This window comes from Natrialba magadii ATCC 43099, assembly GCF_000025625.1.
Taxonomy (GTDB): Archaea; Halobacteriota; Halobacteria; order Halobacteriales; family Natrialbaceae; genus Natrialba; species Natrialba magadii.
Genome location: NC_013923.1, coordinates 146,059 through 166,744, shown reverse-complemented (window position 1 = coordinate 166,744; position 20,686 = coordinate 146,059). Strand labels below are relative to the sequence as shown.

The 20,686-nt window shown below is 59.9% G+C and carries 18 protein-coding genes and 1 CRISPR repeat array; of the genes, 10 read left to right on the top strand and 8 right to left on the bottom strand.

Features of this window, described 5'->3' with window-relative positions:
* Positions 1 to 206 precede the first annotated feature (206 nt).
* A complete protein-coding gene (locus NMAG_RS18240; RefSeq protein ID WP_012996898.1) occupies positions 207 to 1,589 on the top strand; it encodes an aspartate aminotransferase family protein in 1,383 nt (460 codons plus the stop codon).
* 33 nt (positions 1,590 to 1,622) lie between these two features.
* Complete coding sequence (locus NMAG_RS18235) at positions 1,623 to 2,024, top strand: Rid family detoxifying hydrolase (protein ID WP_004214263.1); 402 nt, start codon at positions 1,623 to 1,625, stop codon at positions 2,022 to 2,024.
* 65 nt (positions 2,025 to 2,089) lie between these two features.
* Here the strand turns inward: NMAG_RS18235 and NMAG_RS18230 are convergent, their stop codons facing one another.
* From NMAG_RS18230 to NMAG_RS18220, 3 genes are all read right to left on the bottom strand, one after another.
* The gene (locus NMAG_RS18230) at positions 2,090 to 2,653 is read right to left on the bottom strand and encodes a pyridoxamine 5'-phosphate oxidase family protein (protein WP_004214262.1); all 564 of its coding nucleotides are present in this window, start codon (positions 2,651 to 2,653) and stop codon (positions 2,090 to 2,092) included.
* Between the two features lie 106 nt (positions 2,654 to 2,759).
* Positions 2,760 to 4,109 (bottom strand): MFS transporter, encoded by a 1,350-nt coding sequence (locus NMAG_RS18225; protein WP_004214261.1) that lies wholly within the window; start codon positions 4,107 to 4,109, stop codon positions 2,760 to 2,762.
* 125 nt (positions 4,110 to 4,234) lie between these two features.
* Entirely contained in the window at positions 4,235 to 4,456 is a 222-nt protein-coding gene (locus tag NMAG_RS18220; RefSeq protein ID WP_004214260.1) for a DUF7130 family rubredoxin-like protein, read from the bottom strand.
* A gap of 211 nt (positions 4,457 to 4,667) precedes the next feature.
* Here NMAG_RS18220 and NMAG_RS18215 point away from each other — a divergent pair, with 211 nt between their 5' ends.
* The 4 genes from NMAG_RS18215 (at position 4,668) to NMAG_RS18200 (ending at position 10,317) form a co-directional block, all read left to right on the top strand.
* Positions 4,668 to 5,948, top strand: coding sequence for an amidohydrolase (locus NMAG_RS18215; protein WP_004214259.1), 1,281 nt, complete (start codon positions 4,668 to 4,670; stop codon positions 5,946 to 5,948).
* Between the two features lie 72 nt (positions 5,949 to 6,020).
* Positions 6,021 to 6,668, top strand: coding sequence for a hypothetical protein (locus NMAG_RS18210; RefSeq protein ID WP_004214257.1), 648 nt, complete (start codon positions 6,021 to 6,023; stop codon positions 6,666 to 6,668).
* Positions 6,669 to 7,141: 473 nt separating this feature from the next.
* Positions 7,142 to 8,818 carry a BCCT family transporter gene (locus NMAG_RS18205; RefSeq protein ID WP_191219390.1) on the top strand — a complete coding sequence of 559 codons (1,677 nt, stop codon included), beginning with the start codon at positions 7,142 to 7,144 and terminating at the stop codon, positions 8,816 to 8,818.
* Positions 8,819 to 8,955: 137 nt separating this feature from the next.
* Positions 8,956 to 10,317, top strand: coding sequence for a class-III pyridoxal-phosphate-dependent aminotransferase (locus tag NMAG_RS18200; protein ID WP_004214255.1), 1,362 nt, complete (start codon positions 8,956 to 8,958; stop codon positions 10,315 to 10,317).
* 98 nt (positions 10,318 to 10,415) lie between these two features.
* Here the strand turns inward: NMAG_RS18200 and NMAG_RS22250 are convergent, their stop codons facing one another.
* Together NMAG_RS22250 and NMAG_RS18195 are read right to left on the bottom strand one after the other, a co-directional pair.
* Positions 10,416 to 10,586: a hypothetical protein gene (locus NMAG_RS22250; protein ID WP_012996896.1), complete on the bottom strand. Its 171-nt coding sequence runs from the start codon at positions 10,584 to 10,586 to the stop codon at positions 10,416 to 10,418.
* A 148-nt stretch (positions 10,587 to 10,734) separates the two neighbouring features.
* Positions 10,735 to 12,267: a M81 family metallopeptidase gene (locus NMAG_RS18195; protein ID WP_004214254.1), complete on the bottom strand. Its 1,533-nt coding sequence runs from the start codon at positions 12,265 to 12,267 to the stop codon at positions 10,735 to 10,737.
* Between the two features lie 137 nt (positions 12,268 to 12,404).
* Between NMAG_RS18195 and NMAG_RS18190 the strand changes: the two genes are divergently transcribed.
* Positions 12,405 to 12,863, top strand: coding sequence for a universal stress protein (locus NMAG_RS18190; protein ID WP_004214253.1), 459 nt, complete (start codon positions 12,405 to 12,407; stop codon positions 12,861 to 12,863).
* Positions 12,864 to 13,055: 192 nt separating this feature from the next.
* Here NMAG_RS18190 and NMAG_RS18185 read toward each other — a convergent pair whose 3' ends face one another.
* Positions 13,056 to 13,574 carry a DUF2267 domain-containing protein gene (locus NMAG_RS18185; RefSeq protein ID WP_004214251.1) on the bottom strand — a complete coding sequence of 173 codons (519 nt, stop codon included), beginning with the start codon at positions 13,572 to 13,574 and terminating at the stop codon, positions 13,056 to 13,058.
* Positions 13,575 to 13,839: 265 nt separating this feature from the next.
* On the opposite strand from NMAG_RS18185, the gene NMAG_RS18180 reads away from it, so the two are divergent.
* From NMAG_RS18180 to NMAG_RS18170, 3 genes are all read left to right on the top strand, one after another.
* Entirely contained in the window at positions 13,840 to 14,244 is a 405-nt protein-coding gene (locus NMAG_RS18180; RefSeq protein ID WP_004214250.1) for a secondary thiamine-phosphate synthase enzyme YjbQ, read from the top strand.
* Between the two features lie 304 nt (positions 14,245 to 14,548).
* Complete coding sequence (locus NMAG_RS18175; protein WP_012996895.1) at positions 14,549 to 15,805, top strand: MFS transporter; 1,257 nt, start codon at positions 14,549 to 14,551, stop codon at positions 15,803 to 15,805.
* A 626-nt stretch (positions 15,806 to 16,431) separates the two neighbouring features.
* Positions 16,432 to 16,602: a hypothetical protein gene (locus NMAG_RS18170; protein ID WP_191219389.1), complete on the top strand. Its 171-nt coding sequence runs from the start codon at positions 16,432 to 16,434 to the stop codon at positions 16,600 to 16,602.
* A 210-nt stretch (positions 16,603 to 16,812) separates the two neighbouring features.
* Positions 16,813 to 17,620: direct repeats of the CRISPR family, unit length 30 nt; unit sequence CCTTCAACCCTACAAAGGTTCGTCTGAAAC.
* A gap of 329 nt (positions 17,621 to 17,949) precedes the next feature.
* Here NMAG_RS18170 and NMAG_RS18165 read toward each other — a convergent pair.
* The gene (locus NMAG_RS18165) at positions 17,950 to 19,230 is read right to left on the bottom strand and encodes a threonine ammonia-lyase (RefSeq protein ID WP_004214246.1); all 1,281 of its coding nucleotides are present in this window, start codon (positions 19,228 to 19,230) and stop codon (positions 17,950 to 17,952) included.
* Positions 19,227 to 20,582: an amidohydrolase gene (locus tag NMAG_RS18160; protein WP_012996894.1), complete on the bottom strand. Its 1,356-nt coding sequence runs from the start codon at positions 20,580 to 20,582 to the stop codon at positions 19,227 to 19,229. Before NMAG_RS18160 ends, NMAG_RS18165 begins: the two co-directional genes overlap by 4 nt.
* Positions 20,583 to 20,686: the final 104 nt, after the last annotated feature.

Here is a 20,686-nt window from a genome sequence, read left to right as displayed (position 1 = left end):
AGACCATACAGTAGGAGGACGCTACTCACAGTCGAATGCGACAGCCAACGGACTGCGGACTGATCCACAGTGTGGGTCGACCAGTCGCGAGAATGGCTTCGATTGAGCGGCCGACGTGGAGCAGCCAAGGCGTATTCAGTTTCTGTATACAGCAAACATGGATACTGTGGACAAGTTATTAATAGCTGTTTCACCTGGGATGCGGTATGGCAGCAGGACCACCGATCGACGAGATTCACTTCGACGATGCGCCAGACGTCGGCTCCGTCCCCGGTCCGGCGACGAAATCGCTTCTCGAGACACAACGTGAAATCGACAGCAGCGCAGTCGCGTATCCGAACGACATCCCCATCGCGTTCGAAGACGGAAAGGGTGCGACCGTCCGCGACGCCGACGGTAACACCTACATCGACATGTTCGCCGGCATCGGCGTGTTGAACGTCGGCCACTCGAACCCCTACGTCCTCGAGGCCGTCCACGAACAGGCCGACAAGTTCGTCCACACCGTCGACTTCCCGACCGACGCCCGACTCGAGTTGATCGAGAAACTCGACGAGATCGCCCCGAGTGGATTGCAGGGGAACAACCGGGTCGTCTTCGGCGGTCCAACGGGCAGCGACGCCATCGAGGCGTCGATCAAGCTCTCGAAGTACAACGCCGACGGTGACGGGCTCATCGCCTTCCGCGGCTCCTATCACGGCGCGACGACGGGTGCGATGAGCGTCACCTCGAACACGAAGCTGAAGAAACACTACGCGCCGCTGCTCTCGGATGTCGTCCACGCACCGTATCCGCACCCGTTTCGGCAGGAGAAGACGCCCGAGGAAGCGGTCGATCACGCACTTGAGGAGGTCCAGGCAATCGTCGAGGATCCCTACGGTGGCCTCGCGAATCCGGCCGGGATCATCGTCGAGCCGATTCAGGGCGAGGGCGGCATCGTCACACCGCCGAAGGGGTTCCTGCAGGGACTCCGAGACATCGCAGACGACAACGACGTGACGCTGGTCTTCGACGAGATTCAGAGCGGCCTCGGCCGCACCGGCCAGTGGTGGGCGAGCGACTGGGAGGACGTGACGCCGGATGCAATGACCTCCGCGAAGGCGCTTGGCGGCGTCGGCTTCCCACTTTCGGCGACGATGTACAAGGAAGAACTGGACACCTGGGGCTCGGGCGACCACGCCGGCACCTACCGCGGCCACGTCGTCGGCATGCGCGCCGGCACCCGCGCCATCGAGTACATTCAGGAACACAACCTGCTCGCTCACGCGCGCGATCTCGGTGAATACATTCAGGACCGCCTCCACGAAGCCGCGGACGAGACGGACCAGCTCGCAGACATTCGCGGCAAGGGACTGTTCATCGGCGCAGAATTCGTCGACGAGAACGGCGCACCTGACAGCGACGTTGTGGACGCGATCCAGCAGTACTGCTTCGAACACGGCGTCCTCGTCTGGACGGCCGGCCGCCACGGCAACGTGCTTCGCCTGCTCCCGCCGCTCGTCCTCACACACGACCTCGCCGAGACGGCTCTCGACGTGATCGTCGATGCGATCGAACACGTGACTGCAGACGTGGCACAGACTGCCTGAATCAGCGGCCAACACCCGCCTCATACACGACCAATGAGCAACCCAACACCCATCGAAACCGACGGCGCACCAGCCACCGACAACCCCTACTCGCAGGGCGTCCGGGCCGGCGACACCCTCTACGTCTCCGGCTACGGCCCCGTCGACCCCGAAACCGGAGCCGTCGTCGACGGCGATATCCAGGCCCAGACCAGACGGGTACTCGAGAACATCGCCGCAGTCGTCGACGAAGCCGGCGGCGACGGTCTCGACGACGTGGTGAAGGTGACGGTCTATCTAACCGACCTCGAAGACTACGAGCGGGTCAACGAGGCCTACGGAGAGCAGTTCGGCGAGGAGCCACCGGCGCGCGTCTGCGTTGAGGTCTCGCGTCTTCCGGAGGACGTGCGTGTCGAACTGGACGCGACCGCCTATCTTGGCCACCACGACGACTGAGTCGATTACGGACTACTCGAGTCGTCGAGTGTTTTCTGTTGGTCAACGGAGAAACAGGTGGGTGCTCACTCTGCATTCGTCACAGATTCGCTCAGTTGGAACGCCTGCCGAATGTGGTAATCTTTCTCCTCTGGGTCGTCACACTGGAGCGCGTTCTCGAGGTGATTCGACCATGGTTCTGGCAGTGGTTGTGATGAGTTGTCGACCACTGGCCCGAACGTTCGGCCGGTTAGTTCGGTCGGTTGCAAGCGATAGAGCTGGAACGAGAGTGCAGGGACCGGCGTATCAGGGCTAATGTTCACTGTTGGGATCATCGCGTTCTCCGCGATAACGGACATGGCGTGTGTGGATTCGTCCGCTGAGACGGGTGCGAGTGCTCCACGAGCGATGACACTCTGTGCTGGCTCGTCGTCGTAGACAGTGAACGTCGCAGTTTCAGTTTGTTCGGCAAACGACTGCTTCGAACTGTGTGCGGCAGAAACGAACTGGAAGTACAGATCCTCACCGTCGTACCCGAACGATTGTGGAATCGCATAGGCGTCTGAGCCGTCAGCGACCGACAACACACCGGTTCCGTGTTCACGGAGGAATGCATCTATCTCCTCGTCAGTCAACGCTTCTGTGGCCATATCCCATGAAGAAGGCTAGAACGATGAGAAAGTGAGAGGGCATCACCACTCGATGAGAATACTACTAGAAAGTGATGAAAAGACAACAGAGGGAGGTGGTGTTTGACTAGGCGTAGGCTTCGAACTCCTTCCCGAAGAGCAGGAAGTACGCGACGCCGATCAGGCCGATAACCGAAGCGATGGTGAACGACACTCCCGGCGTGACGTACTGCCAGAGGAAGCCACCGAGTGCACCACTCGGGATGACGATTGCACCGCGGACGAGGTAGTACGAACCAGTAACACGGCCGCCCGCACCCTGCTCAGCGGGGCCGACGATCAACGCCTTGTGGGCCGGCAGGCCCGCAAACCGGAGTCCAGAGAAGGCAAAGAGTGCGATCAGGACCCAGGCGTTCTCCGGCGCGAAGATGAGCATAATCGGGAAAATCGCGTAGACGAAGAAACCGAGTGTCACGACCGGCTTCAGGCCGGTCGACTCGGCGACCTTGGCTACCGGAGCCATTGTGAGCAGGGCGACGAACATCTCGATACTGAGGAGGACGCCGAAGAATGCGGCTGGTGAGAGATCAATTGCGCCAATCACGGGGAGCGTGAGCGAGAGGCCGATTCCCATCTCGAGTGTAATCACGAGAATGAAGAACGCGTACACCATGCCGTTGGCGAACCGGACCAGTGCGTCCGAGACGAGCAGCGGACGCAGTTCGTCCGGCAACGCCCGCAGGTCGTCGACGACCTGACCGACACCCTGGAACTCCTTGCCGACCGTGTCCTGGTCGGTCTCGTAGAGGAAGTGCTGGCTAATCGTGCCAAGCAGCGCGAAGACGATCCCGATGACGAGCACCCACAGGAAGCCAGGCATGAGTTCGTCGACCACGAGCACAGCGACGATCAGTGGCGCGATCAGGAACGCCGTCCGCCGGAACGTCTCCGTGCTCGCGAAGCCACGCGCCAGTTGGCCGGGTTCCGTCGCCTGCTTCACGATGGCGTAGTGGCCGCCGATTCCGAACGATTTCCAGCACTGGGCCAACAGGAGGCCGACGAAGACCCAGACCCACGGCTCGATGGTGATCACACCGAGGTCGACCCACGGACCGACGGCGACGGCACCGAGTTCAATGGTGGGAACGTACGCGGCAGCGAGCCAGATCGCAAAGCCAAACGTCGAGAGAAAGCCGAACACCGTCAGGGCGTATCGCGAGCCGACGCGATCGGAGACGACCCCGCCATAGTAGGGATACACCGCACCGATGACGTTGCCGAGAGTTGCGAACAGGCCGACGACGAAGCCGCCTGCACCCAGATAGACGAGGTAGTCCGGAATAAACCGATTCGTCATCTGGAACCCCAGACTGAACGCGAACATCGCCAGCGAAAGCACCAGCACGTCTCGACGAAGCGAGAAAAACTGACGAAAGGCGTCGAGGGGGCCGGCGACCTCGGCTTGCTGTCGGGCCATACGTGAGCGTGAACTGACGGATACTAAGAGATTGGTGTTCGCAGTCACACTGGCCGCTCTGCAGAGCGGAGACCAGTGTTCGTATTCAAGAAGCGGCGATGTCAGCCATCAGAATTGGCCCGTCGTTAGTCTTCTTCCCAGTAGTACAGGTCTTCTTTCGGTGCGCTGCAGTTCGGACACTCCTCCGGTAGATCCTCCTCGAGTTGTCCCATCTCACCGCAGTCTCCGCAGCGCCACATGCTGTAACTCGCCTCGGACGAGTCGTGTGGCTCACCGATCGGAATTTCAGTCTCTTCCATCTTGTCGACGCCACTCTTGGTCTGCAGTTGGTCGTTGTCAGGACACATTACAGCCGCAGCTACAATCCTGGTATGGTAAAACATAGCGGATAGGATCAGACGCATCCGTCACTGTATTTTGAAGGACCCACCAGCCGACAGGTGCCGACACCACACAGTCGAATCGAGGTGGATCAGGCAAATCGAACGTGGATTATGTAGAAGCCGTACGCGATTTTCGACCACAATTAAGTACGCACTGTTCGTAGACGCGACCACGATGGCTTCTGATGTGCACACCCGCGTCGTCGATCTCCGACGAGCGTTCCATCGCCACCCAGAACCCGGGTGGCGCGAGTTCAAGACGACCGCACGCGTCGTCTCCGAACTCGAGTCCCTCGGCGTCGACGAAATCGTAGTCGGCCGGGACGCGCTCGCCACCGAGGAGCGAATGGCGGTTCCGTCCGAGGATGAACTCGAGCCGTGGCTCGAGCGAGCGCGGGATGCGGGTGTGCGCGAAGACGTACTCGAGAAGACCGCCGGTGGCTACACCGGTGCAATCGCGGTCCTCGAACAGGGCGAGGGGCCGACGGTCGGGTTGCGCGTCGATCTCGACGCGATTTCGATGACGGAGTCGGCGGCTGACGACCACCGACCGACAGCGGAGGAGTTTCGCTCAGAGCACGAGGGGTACATGCACGCCTGCGGGCACGACGCACACATCGCGATCGCACTCGGCACGATTCAGGCGGTCAAAGCCAGCGACTTCAGCGGGACGTTCAAGGTGTTCTTCCAGCCCGCAGAGGAGATTTCGGGCGGCGGAAAGGCGATGGCTGAGAGTGGCTATCTCGACGACGTCGAGTACCTGTTCGCACCGCACATCGGGCTGGATCACCCGACCGGCGAAATCGTCGCCGGCATCGAGAAGCCGCTGGCGATGGCCCACCTGACGGCCACCTTCGAGGGGGCGAGCGCCCACGCCGGAAAAGCGCCGAACGAAGGCGGGAACACGATGCAGGCCGCCGCAACGGCGATCCAGAACGCCTACGCGATCCCCCGACACAGCGAGGGGATGACCAGGGTGAACATCGGCTACATCGAGGGCGGAACGGCGAGTAACGTCATCGCGGAGGAACTCACGATCGAAGCCGAGGTTCGCGGCGAGACCACGGGCCTGATGGAGTACATGCGAACGGAACTCGAGCGCGTGCTCTACGCGGCGGCGGAGATGCACGACTGCGATGTCACGCCGCGTGTTATCAGCGAATCCCCGCGGGCGGACAGCGACCCGGCGCTGCGCGACCTCGTCAGCGCCGTCGCGCGCCAGACACAGGGCGTCGACCAGGTGATCGGAACGACCGAGTTCGGCGTCAGCGAGGACGTCACCTACCTGATGGAACGCGTCCAGAACGACGGCGGACTTGCGTCCTACCTGCTCGTCGGCTCGGACCATCCGACGAACCACCACACACCGACGTTCGACATCGACGAAACGAGTCTCGAAATCGGCGTGACTGTGCTCGCCGAAGCGATTCGGGAGTGTGCACGCCAGCAGCCCTGACCCCACCTGTCTTCTGGCAGTCATGTTGGCCGGATCAGAAGGATTAATTCGCGGGCTCTCCGTGTATCCCCTATGAGCCAGGACGACGTGCCGGAGTCCTTACAGACGGCGGCGGATTCGGATCGGCCCCGCGGTATCCTCACCCCCTCCGACCGCGATTTCCTTCTCGGTCGAAAGACGGACTACACCGACCACTCGAAAAAACAGAAGCGAAACCGGATTCGGCGGCGCGTTCGGAACGCCATCCTCGATTTCAGTATTCTCTTCGAGTACATGGAAGAACGGGACCGGGAAACGGTGTTCGACCCCGACAACGAGGACCGCGATGCCTACACGCAGGGCATTACGGACATGCTCGCGTTCCTCCACCTCGGAACGATGGGCTATCACACCCCGTTCAAGGACATGCTTTCAGAAGGCGTCGGCAAGGCCGAACAGCGCCTCGCCGGCTCGAACTACCGCATGGTTAACGTCGAGTTCAACGTCGACCCGGTCGGCCAGATCGACGTCGACGAAGTCATCGAAAAACTCGACAACGAGGAGTTCGCCGAACTCACCGACGAGGAACTGCGCGCGTTCGTCCGCCTGCTGACCATGTCCGACGAGTTCTCTTCCGACGAGACCCGCGAGAACATCAAAGACCGACTCGACGAGTACTCGAGTAAGGTCGAGGAGAGTGCGCAGGCACGCGAGCACAAACTCGAGGAGTTGACGAACTGAGCTGCTCGCTGTCGGGTCACACCGGCACGTTCGATGGCGAGTCGGTGGTGTATCGGGAAACGGGTACAACAACAGCAGACCAGCAGAGTAGCAGACACGGTTTCTGATTCACTCTCGCGCAATCCGACCAGCGATGGTGACCGAGTACTGGAGTAAAACCCCCAGCACCGCTGGGAGTGGTGTCATTCTGAAAGCGGGTTTGGAGGGTATAGATTGAGCGTGTTGATGGTGAATGAATGTCATATGTTGGGAAAAGCGCGCCAAAAGTAATCGTTCAGTATATTCTTCACGGTGTGGTCACTCCAGCGGTCGGCGTTCTGCATAAACGCAATCTGTGTATGAGGGTTACGAAAAAGAAATATTTATGCATGATACCAGCAATCACACTGGTATGACATCGCTCAACATGGCGCACGATACCGGGGGTTGGTTACAAACAGCGGCGGCGTATCGCTCGAATGGAGGTGGTTGCGATGAGCGGAAGTGAGGGGAGCGCCGTTGAGCGGTTCGTAAACGAACTTGACACGGTCGTCTTCGCGTTCGGCGCGCTGTTGACGGTGAGCGTGATCGTGGCGTTCTTCGTCAACCGAAGTGCCGTCGAGACGACGATCGACACCGTTCACGGCGAGATGCTCAGCTACATGAGCTGGGCGTTGCTGGTGATCGTGTTCCTGATCGTCATCTTCCTCCTGTTCCTGATCGTGGAACCGTGGGGGAAGATCAAACTCGGCGACGAAGATCCGGAGTACAGCTTCCTGTCGTTTTTCGCAATGCTGTACTCGGCTGGCTTCGCTGCGGGTGTCGTGTTCTGGGGACCGACCGAGGGACTGTTCTACTACGCCGATCCGAATCCGCTGTTCGGCGTCGAAGGTGGGACGAGCGAGGCGATTCCACTCGCCGTCCAGCAGACGCTGTTCCACTGGGCGCTGCCACAGCTCGCAGTGTTTACCATCATGGGCATCGCGATCGGGTACTTCGCGTACAACTACGATAACGTGCCACTCCGTGTCTCCTCCGCACTCACCCCAATCCTGGGGAAGGAGAACCTCGACGGGCCGCTGGCAAAGATCATCGACATCCTTGCCGTCTTCGCAACGATCGGCGGGGTCGCAACCTCGCTCGGCTTCATCGGGAGCCAGTTCGTCACCGGACTGGACTACCAGTGGGGACTCAACTTTGGCGATATGGGTATCCTTCTCGTTGTGACGACGATGACGATCCTGTTTACGGTCTCGATGGTGCTCGGGATCGACAAGGGCATTCGCCGGCTATCAAACTTCAACATGGGCCTGTTCGTCCTGCTCATGGTCGCGACGTTCATCGTCGGGCCGACGATGTTCTTGCTGTTGCTCGGCTCACAGGCCATCGGCGGAATGATCTCGGACTTCACCGCGATGAGCCTCTACACGGGCGCTGCCGAAGGCGGCACTGGCTGGGTCGAAGCCTGGACTGTCTTCTACTGGGCGTGGGCGCTCTCGTGGTCGCCGTTCGCCGGCCTGTTCATCGCCCGTATTTCCAAGGGCCGAACCGTGCGCGAGGTTGCCTTTACCGGCATCGTCGCGACCTCTGCAGCGACGATTCCGTGGTTCACGTTCATCGGCGGGACCGCGGTGTGGGCAGAGCACAACGGTATCGCAGACTTCAGCGAAGTGGTAGCGCCTGAAGGTGCCGGACCAGAGGTTTCTGGCTTCATCCTGTTCGAAGCGCTCACCTTCTCGGTCGACCTCGGGGTCGCCGAGTTCGCCGTTCCAATTGGCTCCGTGTTGATCCTCGGATTCATGGTCCTCGTGACGACGTTCTTCATCACGTCGGCTGACTCCTCGACGCTCGCCGTCTCGATGATGACGACGGGCGGCAAGGAGTCTCCATCGACCATCAACCGCATCTTCTGGGGCGTCGTCCTCGGGATGACCGCTGCAATCTTGATGATCCTCGGCGGCGAGGGCGGTGCCGGTGCACTCGAGCAGGCAGTCGTCATCACCGGCGCGCCGTTCGCGGTCGTCTGTTTCCTCGCGATGCTCTCGTTGATCAAGAACTTCAGCGCTACCAGAGGACGGGTGTTGCTCCAGGACAAAACGGTACTGATCGGGTCGTCCGGAGATCCGTCCAGTGACGATCCGACACCGGCCGCCGAACCTGGCGACGACTAGCGCCTTCTCCCCCGCTCGCTATTGAAAACACCACCCTCTCGTGAAACCGACACCGGCCGCGGAACGATACCCCGCTCACCCGGAGTGTCCCGCGGTCTATAACAAGTTTTAATTTATGCCATACACACAATCTGTGTATGGACAGAGATAGTGCGGAACCGACCGTGGACGCATATCCCGGCCCGAACGCTCAAAAGTGGGTCGAGTTCCACGGAACGAACGCGGCACCCAGCGAATACTCCCACGAGTTCGTCTGGGATATCACCCGCGAGGCCGATGGTCCCTTCGTCACCGACGTCGACGGCAACGTCTTGCTCGATTTTACCTGTCACATCGGCGCGGCCCCACTCGGCTACAACAACGAGAAACTCACCGACAAACTCCGCGAGTTCGACCTCGTCGAACCGATGAAGATCGCCGGCCAGGACATGTACTTCGGTGCCGGTCCGACACCCGAGGAGTCAGCTGTCCCCGGCTCGAGTCACCTCATGGACAAGCTGACTGACCTCTCGAGGCAGTACGACATGGACACGGTCTTCCTCTCGAACTCCGGGGCAGAGGCGATGGAAAACGCGATGAAGATTACCCACGACTACCGCGCACCCGCGAAGTATGGCGTCGCGTTCGAGGGAAGCTTTCACGGACGGACGTTCGGAACGCTCTCGATTACGAAGTCGAAGGAGGTCTACACCCGTCACTATCCACAGGTCAGCGGGATCGAAACGGTCCCGTTCTGCGCCGACCGCGGCTGTGAGGCCGACAGTTGCGACTGTGGCTTCTTCGCGGGCGAGACCTCACAACTTCGTCGCATGCTGGCACCCGAAGGCGGCCGGATCAACCCCGACGAAATCGCGTTTCTGACCCTCGAACCGATCCAGGGCGTCGGCGGCTACCGCTTCCCCAGTGATGCGTTCATGCAAGAGGTTGCAGCCGTGACCGACGAGTACGATATCCCGCTCGTCGTCGACGAAATCCAGGCCGGTATCGGCCGTACTGGCGAAATCTGGGCGTCGGACCACTACCCGATCGAACCCGACGTGATCGCCAGCGCGAAGGCGCTTCGGGTAGGGGCGACCATCTCCCGCTCGGACATCTTCCCCAGTGAGAAAAACCGCGTCGGCTCCACCTTCGGCGGCGGCGACCTCCTCGGTTCGATGATGGGCACGTTCACCCTCGAAGCCATCGAAGAACACGGCCTCCTCGAGAACGCTACCCGCCGCGGCGAACAGGCCAAAGAACTGCTTCGCGACGATGCGCCCGACTACGTCGACGACGTCCGCGGCAAGGGCCTGATGCTCGCCGTCGAGTTCGACACCGCCGAACGCCGAAACGCCGTCGTGAAAGCAGCACTCGAGCGCGGCCTGCTCACCCTCGGCTGTGGGAAGAAAACGATCCGACTGCTCCCGCCGCTAGACTCGAGTACCCGCGAGATCGAACTCGGGATTGGACTGTTCTGTGAGGCGATCGACGCGGTCGGTCCGAGTGCGAAAGCGGCGTAGTACTCGAGTGCGAGCAGCGCTACGTGCGGGTGCCACGTGGTTACTGAAGCGTCTGAGCAGTGACGTGCGCTGGCTGAGATCTCCCGGCGCGACCATCGTTACATGGGAGCGGGAACGATTTCAAAAGTGGCGAGGAGTATCCAGCTCCCCCAGAACACCGCCCAGAGGAGGACGGCGATTGCAACCCATTTGGGGACGTTCCCCGACAGGGCAGGAGTTTCAGATGGGTAGTACGGTGAAAGCGGGTTGTTCGGCTTCCTGTCACCCATACCCGATAGTATACTCCGAAGACAATTAAAGCCCATACAGTAACGGGTTGAGAAGAAGGCGAAGATCAGCTGATCGACTGGTTCATTGGCTCCGGTGTGGGACAAGCAGAGCAGCCTGCTGTCTCGACCGCTGCATTCAGCATGCCACTCATCGCCACTCTGGATACGCGTCGTCGGAGAGGTTGTCAAGCGGGAACTTCGGCCGCTTCAGGCGCTCGAAGGTGAATTTCGACGGGTCAATTGCGGACAGTCCCGGACTATCGACCGGGAGGACAGCGCTGGCCATCGGTTCGTAGTCAGCCCGATAATGGTTCAAGCTTTTAACAACTAACACAGCTAGCCGTTCCGGCTGAATCGTCATATGTCGCCAAATTTCGGCGTCGTATGGCTGCATTCTGGTTTCGGTGAGTAACACGCTCACACCGTCATCTGCACCGCATTCGAGGCGGACAGCGCGTCCGAGGTGGGCCTCTGCTCCCGTCTCCATCGGCCCCGTGTTGACGAACTCACCGTCTGTGATTGCCTTGACATAGCCGTCGACATCGGTGATCGGGGGGCCGTGTAACTCGTCGGTTTTTCCGCCGAGCGTTAGTGAGACTCGCTCCCCGACGCCAGCTTCAACACACTGTGCGACGGCGCTGGGGTCGTGCATGATCGCAAACCCAGCGTTCTCGACTTCTTGGGCGAGCAGTTCCCGGAGTATTGTCGTCCCATCTCCCGCCCCGCCGCCTCCTGGATTGTCACCGAGATCAGCCATGACAACGGGGCCATCATCACGATCACGCGTTCGGACGAGTTGCTTTGCCTCCTCGACTGCTTCGGCCGGACCGGGATACTCAGCGATGAAATCACGTCGTTTTTGCCAGATCGTCTCAGCCAACTCGCGAGCAACAGCACGAGCGACGGCAGACGTGTCCGCGACAACAGGAATGGAGAACCCCGCCGACGGAATATCGGCGTGATAAAACCCCGGAAGCAGGTTGACCTTCACCACGTGCTCCCGTTCCTCGAGGGCACGCGCTTTTTCCATCACCGCTGCCATGGGTCCATCACGAGTATTCTGCTTCGGGTAATACGCCAGCATGGGCGGGCGTTCGACGTGCATCTTCGGGGTGAAATCATCACGAATAGCGCGCACGAGTAATTCCATCCCAACTCGCCCTGTGTCACCCATATCGACATGCGGATACGACTCAAAGGCGACCAGTGCGTCCGCCGCTGCAACCATCTCATCGCTCACATTACCGTGCAGATCAAGTGTGACGACTATTGGGACGTCTTCGCCGACCTGATTACGTACGTTGGCGATCAAATTCCCTTCTCCATCCGTCATTCCGTCCGGCACCATTGCGCCATGAAGTGCGAGGAAAACGCCGTCGAGATCGGATCCACACTGTTCAATTGCCGTTACAATCCGATCCGTATAGAAGTCGTACGCGTCCGCTGTAACGAGGCCACCAGGCATCGCTGCCGCGGCAACTGGAGTGTGGACTTCAATCTGGGAATCCGACGCAGCAGCGAGTGCCCCACCGACTTCAGTGTTGGTCCCGTGGAGTTTCTCACTCACTTCCTCGTCGAAATACTCTCGCCGTTCTTGGAACGCTGCTCGGCCAGTGCGAGACTTCACGAACGTATTCGTCTCGTGGGAAAATTCGCCAACGAGTACAGATTCTCCGGCCATAGAACATGCAGTTCAGGAACCTGGTTAAAAATATCCCTCACGGAAAAAGACTGGTTGCCGGTTCTCTTTCAACACCCACCTGGGCAGTTCCCTATAGTCTTCGAGACCGTTGAACCCGATACGCGAGACGTGAGACGATGTACGACACCATCCTCATTCCGACCGACGGCAGCAAGGGAACCGAGCGAGCGATCGCTAACGGACTCGATATCGCACAGCAGTACGATGCGACCGTACATGCTCTGTACGTGATCGACACCGCCGAACTGCTGGAAGTCGGTTACGTCGGGAACAGGTCCGACTTCGAAGCGACGATCGAACCGCTCGAAGACGAAGCAAAACAGGCCGTCGGCGACATCCGCGAACGTGCACAGCAACACGACGTGGACGTGATTACACTCGTCCGTGAAGGCGTTCCGTACGAGACGATCATGGAGTACGTCGACGAATCTGGCGCCGATTTGATCGTGATGGGCACCCACGGACATCGCGGACTCCCACGATATCTCCTCGGAAGCGTGACCGAGCGGGTCGTTCGGATGGCCGACGTCCCGGTGTTGACTGTGCGGATGCACGATTGCGATAGTAACAACTGAAACTATGTACACACCAATCGCGTCGCCTCCGTGCGAGTGGGTGTGTACTGACGTTCAGTGGCTACTATCGTGACTGTCTCGTCGTCAAGAACGCGCCCCGAACCCAGTAGCACGACTTACTCGAGATCATTCGTAAGTGGTCGCCCCTCGTCGTCACCCCTTGTCGTCACTCCTTGTCGTCACTCCTCGTCGTCACTCCTCGTCGTCAGTCCGAGCGTCATCCGTTGGCTCCGCATCGTGCTGGGTCGGCGTTGTGGGTTGTGGACCACCACCGGTTTGTGCTTCTTGAGCATCGCCCCACCCCCCAGCGTCGACGACTTCGAAGAGTTTGCGCCAGTTCTCGTCGTTCTTGCTCTCCGGGAGCTGATCGCGTAACTGCCGAAAGTCCGACGGTGGGACGATCGTTTCCATCAGATCGACGATGATCCGAGCGTGATAGGCTGCCTCCGGTGGGTCGACCCCCTCGCCTTCGATGTCACTCACGCGCTGGACGAACTCCGTCCAGTCGAAGCGCTGGCCGTGCTCGTGGACCGCGCCCGTCATATACCACTTGATTTCCAGGGGGAGCGAGGCCGCGAAGTCTTCGGCGTTCCCCTTCGGAATTCGCTCACCGAGCGTCATGAGAGTCGCCCGGATTGCTCGCATCGTTCGGCCGGTATCCGGGAGTTCGAGGCGGTGCTGGACCTCTCCAGTGAATTCGTCGAATTTCATGCCACACACACGTCCGACGAGTAACGACGTGAATCCCCATGGCACCTGCAAGTACGCGAGAGAGTCTCCGTCGAGGTGATGTTCGATCCGAGATCAGAATAGTGGATCACATGATTCATCTAACAGTACCCGGGAGAGATTATCCGAAATATCGGCGAACGCCACTGCAGATCGCTAGCTGGATTCGACTTCGATGTGACTCCCCGTCCGGTTGAGTGATAGCTTGCAAACAGGATTATCACTGGTTCGATCGTACGCCAACAGGATGCCCATCGAAATCCAGACCCACGATCGAGTGGACATCGTCGACGTTACAGCAGAAGTCGAAGAAACGATCTCCGACGATGTGGTGCACGGTATTTGCTCCGTGTACGTTCCACACACGACCGCCGGCGTGATCGTCAACGAACGCGAAGGGCGATTACTAGCAGACATCGAAACGGCACTCGAGCGCCTCGTTCCTCGCGACGAGGAGTACGAGCACAACGTGGTCGACGATAACGCAGATGCTCACTTGCGCGCGACACTTCTCGGCGAGAGCGTCACGATACCGATCAGTGATGGAGAACTCGCGCTCGGAACGTGGCAATCGATCCTGTTCGTCGATTGTGACGGGCCACGGGCGCGTCGGTTCCGGGTTTCCGTCATCGCGGATGACTCATCGCGGTGAATCGTCCGTCGGATCAAGTTGCGTTCAACGACGTTCGAAGACGAAGTGAACGGCGTTCGAGGGTCGATCGGGCGCTGTCACGCTCGGATGAGTGGTGAGGTATCGAGTCAGTGATCCATCACGAACAGTAGTGGTAGTATAGTAGTAGTAGTAGTAGTAGTGGTTCCTGGTCCGATTGGGAACGCCGCAAGCTTCCGCACGGCACCGCTGCAGGGCAGAGTGGGATGTCAGTTACCGTCGTTTTTAGTAAGATCACTGCCTACGACAGGCCACTGTGTCGGCGCTGCTTAGACGACTTCGAGACGTGAGGCGACCGCGAGCAGTTGGATCGGTCACCGTCGGTCATGGGGTCAACGAGTTCTTCTCGATCGTCATCCCACCGATTATCCCACTGTTGGTCGCGGACTTCGGAATTACCTACGGACAGGCGGGCGTTCTCGTCACGATCTTCTTCGTGATGTACGCACTGTTTCAGCTGCCGGCAGGGATGCTCGCCGACGTCATCGGCAAGGAACGGCTCCTGATCGCGGGGCTGTTCGGCATGGCTGGCGGTGTGCTAGTAGCGAGCATGGCGACGAGCTACGAAACCCTCCTCGTCGCACAGGCGATTGCCGGCATCAGCGGAAGCGCGTTCCACCCGACCGGCATGGCACTCGTCAGCGACTACGAAACCAAACAGACCGAAGGGAAAGCGATGGGTGTCTTCGGCTTCGGTGGCGCACTTGGGACGATGTCCGCGCCCGTCATCGTCGGCGGCGTCGCCGCAGTCGCCGACTGGCGCCTCGCCCTCGCGACCGGCGTCGCGATCGGTGTCTTAGTCACGTGTCTCGTCGTCTACCTCTTCGTTACAGCCGAGGAGCCTGACGTAGACGAGGTCGACGGGACCGACGACGAATCGGCGTCGACGGCACGGACTGACGGCGGCCGGAGTGAGTCGACGCAATCAGTTCGAGCGGCAATCTGGAACGCGATCGACCTACCAATCACACCCAGCATCGTCGTGCTCTTTTTTGTCACGGTCGTGCTTTCGATGCAACATCGGGCGATCCAGACCTACACAACGTCCTACGTCGCCGCAGAGACTGGCGCATCGGTCGCCGCGGGCAACGTGACGTTCTTCGCACTACTGGTCGGCGGCAGCCTGGCGTCGCTGTACGCCGGCGACCTCGCCGACCGCTTCGACCGAATTACGCTCGGTATCGCCGCGTCGCTGGCCACTGCCGCGCTCGTGGCTGCCACGCTCGCGACGACCCTGCTCGAAGGACTCCCGATCGAACTTCTCACCGCGATTCTGGCAGTCTGGTTCGCCGTTATCGGCGCGGGGATGTACGCCAGCTATCCCGTCAAAAACGCGATGGTCTCCCAGCAAGCCGAGGCGACCTCGAGTGGGAGCCTCTTTGGCGTCATCCAGACGGGATCGGCGATCGGCAGCGCAAGTGGCCCGACGGTGTTCGGCGTTCTATCGACACGCTGGGGCGTCGTCGCGGCCTTCCCGGCCATCGCGGCAGTGAGCGTCGCCCTCGCGCTGTCGTTCGGACTGCTGTGGTTCGTCACTGACTGAGCGCCATCTCGGTAGGCCAAGGATAGAGCGAGACCAATCTACGATATCCTGTTAACGGGGTGCAACCACGAAGGCTATGTCGGCAGTTGGGTCGTGTTCGATGGTAACTCCACTTGCAGCGAAGCCCTGCGTGCCTACTGGCCATGGTTGTGTCAGACGAGACTCCGAATCAACTGAGAGATGAACGAGACTAGGGTGCCCATCAGCGATCTCGTATCGCTGACTGATAGTTTCCGCACTCAACTCGATGGATTCCTCAAAAATAATCTCGTAATCGGATTCAGTCGTTGAAAATGGTGATTCGTCTATTTCGATATGAAATGAGCGAGGTGTGCTGGACGGATTGCGAAGATAGAAAACGTATTCTGATGGCGGATTCTGATCCTCGGATTCGGAATCAGTAGCTAGTATATCCAGACAACCAGACAGGGAACCAATACCTGCTGCACTCAGCGTAGAGAGATATACTCGTCTATGCATACAGTAATCTAAATCCGGCACACATGAAAATTCTGTTATTTGTGTCGGCATACTCACCACTCCCGAACGCAAAATGGAGAGATCCTCAAAAGTTAGGCTAACGAGTTAGGCCAACCAAAGAGTCCAATATAGTGGGGGAACGACCCGTGATTGAGAGCGGACTCGAGTACGTCCAGTTCGATACTGCCGAGCACCGAAACGCGGTTGTGAAAGGAGCACTCGACCGCGGCCTGTTCACGCTCGGCTGTGGGAAGGAGTCAATTCGGCTGCACCCTCCGTTGGAGTCAAGTAACCGCGAAGTCAAGTTCAAGAGCTAAATTGGACTGTTTTGTGAGGTACTCGATGCGTTCGATCCGGGTAAGAAGACTGAGTGAACGCACCGCTCGGTTTGCAGTCGATGGAGAATTAACGTTCTAGTTAGGCCAATTGGATAGGTCACCGAATTCGACTGATTGGGTGAGACACTGTTGGTAGTATGGTTCGTCTGAAACCACCTTGAGGTCGGCGTAGTCCTCCTCGGTTAGCTCGCTTCAACCCTACAAAGGTTCGTCTGAAACCAGGGTCCCTGGTGTCGTAACGCCAATCCGTCTGCGACTTCAACCCTACAAAGGTTCGTCTGAAACTCCCGCCACCGTGTCCACCTGATACTGTGTCTCAGACTTCAACCCTACAAAGGTTCGTCTGAAACTTAGGTCGCCGTCGGCTTCGTCAACAGCTTGGTTCCTTCAACCCTACAAAGGTTCGTCTGAAACGTCGCGTTTTGCAACACAGGGAACGGTATATCACCTTCAACCCTACAAAGGTTCGTCTGAAACACCGAGTCCTCTTTCAGGGAGTGCGAGCAGTCCCACCTTCAACCCTACAAAGGTTCGTCTGAAACACCGAGTCCTCTTTCAGGGAGTGCGAGCAGTCCCACCTTCAACCCTACAAAGGTTCGTCTGAAACGCGAAGACGAGAAACCAGCGAGTAAACGTATCCTATCCTTCAACCCTACAAAGGTTCGTCTGAAACGAGCCGGACGCTCCAGGCGCGCGACCTCGACATTGACCTTCAACCCTACAAAGGTTCGTCTGAAACGAGACACCCGGAGCACGCCGGTCTCCGTCGTGAGCCTTCAACCCTACAAAGGTTCGTCTGAAACCAGGAGGGCACAGCATGACTGACGCCACCGACCAACCTTCAACCCTACAAAGGTTCGTCTGAAACCGTTCCCGACGGTCGGACAACGCTTGCGACGCCCCCTTCAACCCTACAAAGGTTCGTCTGAAACGCCTCGCGACGAAGTTCTACCGTCGCTACTACAAGCCTTCAACCCTACAAAGGTTCGTCTGAAACCCATGCCGGAAATACGGCTATGAGTCACTCATTCGACCGTTCACACAAAGTAATTTCCATCGACCCCTAATACACGTGTTCCCCCCAGGGGTCGATGGAAAACCACACCACGAATGGAGTCCGTGGGCGAGTTCTCACATCGTACAGACAGACTGAGACGATAAGAGGAACGAAACCAGGAGGATCAAAGAGCAACCCACAACAAAAAGTCAAGTCAGACAGTCTAATTGAGGCGACGCCGGTGGACAAGTTCCAATAGTCAACCGTCAAACGACCGTTCGAACGCGCAAAGTGAAAACAAAATCACACCTGAACGGGAGAGAGACCAATCACTCTTCCGGCAACGAAGAAAGTACATCGACGCTGTCGAGTTCCGCAATCGCATCAAGCACGCCCACGAGATGGTCCGGCCCGCTGCCCTCGAGTCCGACCGTCACGGGAACGCGGTTCGGGTGGTCCACCGCGTCCGTTCCGAGCCCCGACCCACGGCGGGCGCGCTCGAGTACGTCCAGTTCTGCACCCTCGGCTTCGACGGTTTCGACCACGTCGCTGACCGCGGTCGGCCAGCCGTCGACGGCTAGTCTCGCTTCGGCGTAGCGCCCTAATTCGTGCAGGCCGGTGCGAGTCAGTTCGGCATGGTCGGTGAGGTTGACGTTCCCGCCAGAAATTACGACGGCGACGTGCTTATCTGCCACGTCGACTGCATCCGAGAGCGCAGCCGCGAGCGGGGCAGCACCGGCCCCCTCGACGACGGTCTTTGCGCGCTCGGCCAGTAACGTGACGGCAGTCACAATGTCGCGGTCGCTGACACTCACTACGTCGTCGACCACCTCACGAACGTTCGCCGCTGTCGTCTCGAGGAGCCTGGTATCTGCGATCCCTTCCGCGACGGTGTCAACGTCCGGCAGTTCGTGGATCTCTCCCGGGTCGGACTCGAGTGTCGGCTTCGCGTGGGCGGCCCCCTCGGGCTGGACGCCGATCACGCGCGTCGTCGGATCGTGGGCCTTCAACACCGTGCCGATCCCCGAGATCAGCCCGCCGCCGCCGATCGCCACGAGGACGGTGTCGAGGTCGGGGTACTGCTCGCGGAGTTCGAGGCCGATCGTTCCCTGGCCGGCGATGATATCCTCGTCGTCGAAGGGGTGGACGAACGTCTCACCGGTTTCGGCGGCCCGCTCGAGTGCGAACTCGTACGATCGTTCGTAGATGTCGCCCTCGACGACGACCTCGGCGCCGTAGCCGCGGGTGGCCTCGATTTTCGCTGCAGGGGTGACATCGGGAACGACGATCGTCGTGTCGGTGTCGAGCACCTGCCCTGCCAGCGCGACGCCCTGGGCGTGATTACCCGCACTCGAGGAGATGACGCCAGCCTCCCGCTCGTCGGCCGAGAGCTGGGCCATCTTGTTGTACGCGCCACGGATCTTGAACGAACCCGTTCGCTGGACGTTCTCGAGTTTGAGCCCGACGGACGCCGCGCCGCTCAGATCGGCGAACGTGCGCGACGTGTCGAGCGGTGTTCGGTGGACAACGTCGTCGATGCGCTCGCGCGCTGCCTCGATGTCGGCACGGGTAACGAGGCCGGTGTCGTCGTTCTTGGTGTCGTCAGTCATGCACCTCGCCCCGCGTCGACAGAATCCGTGTCCGTGTTTGCCGCTGAGGCGACGGAATCCGTGTTCGCGTGTGCGACCGGGTGCTGGCGCTCGAGTTCGAGAATCGTCTCGGAAAGGACGTCGACACCGTGGGTAAGGCTTGCCTCGTCCACGTCGAATTTCGGGGTGTGATGGCTGTCTGGGTGGTCGGTACCGACAATGAGATAGGTTGCGAGCCCACCGTCACGCTGGACGCGGTTCATGAGGAAGGTTGCGTCCTCGCTCGCACCGAAGTCGGCGGCCGGCAGAACGCGCTCGGTTCCGGGAACGCCCTCTGCAACCTCGCTGACGAGCGCCTGGAGTTCCGGGTCGCTGTCCGATCGCGGTGACTCGCTGACGACCTCGACGTCGGCCTGACAGTCGTGCATCGTCGCGGCCGAGTTGATGGTTCGGGCCAGTCGATCCTTCATGTACTCCATCAGTTCGGTCGTCTCGCCGCGCGCCTCGGCCTCCATGTGGGCGCGTTCGGCAATGACATTACTCGCCGTCCCTGCCTCCGCGCGACCGATGTTTACTCGCGTCATCCCGTCGCTATGTCGGGGGATTCCGTAGGTGTTCTCGATCGCCGTTCCCATCGCGTGCATGGCGTTCGCTCCCTCCTCCGGGGCCTTGCCCGCGTGAGCAGAACGGCCGTGAATCGTCGCGTCGACGTGGCACATCGCCAGCGGCTTTTCGATGCCGGCGACGACCTCGCCGGTTGGATGGTCGAGACCGACGTGGACGGCGAGGAGATAGTCCAGATCCGCTGCGAACGCGCTTTTCGCCATCGGACAGCCCCCGCCGCTGGTCTCCTCTGCGGGCTGGAAGAAGACGACCAGTCGTCCCGCAAAGTCGCTTTCCTTGATCGCCTCGAGAACGGCCAGCCCCCACGTCATGTGCACGTCGTGCCCGCAAGCGTGCATCGTCCCCTCCACCTCCGAGCGAAAGCCTTCGGCGGCCGGATCGTGCCCTGTATCGGTCGATTCCTCGATAAACAGCGCGTCGATGTCCACCCGGAGCCCAACTGCTGGGCCGTCGCCGCACTCGAGTACGGCGACGGCACCGGTGTTGCCGCCAGTCATTCGGTCGAGCAACGCCGGGTCCGCTCCAAGTTCACGTGCGCGGGAGATCCAGGGTTCGAGGTCGGCGTCGGGGACAGCCATCCGGTCCGCGGGGTCGTAGGCGTCGGGGCCGACAGCCAGTTCGTCGACGCCGATCGCTCGGAGTTCCTCGACGACGCGTGCGGTCGTGTAGAACTCGCGCCAGGCCGGTTCCGGATGGCGGTGGAGGGTCCGTCGAAGCGTCACGAGTCGGTCTCGTATCGGCTCGTTCATGCCAGAGACTGACTCACTCCATCGACTTAACTATACACAATCTATGTTAACGACGAATACACAAAAGGAATAAGAGAGACGATGCCAACCCTAGGGTAAGACGC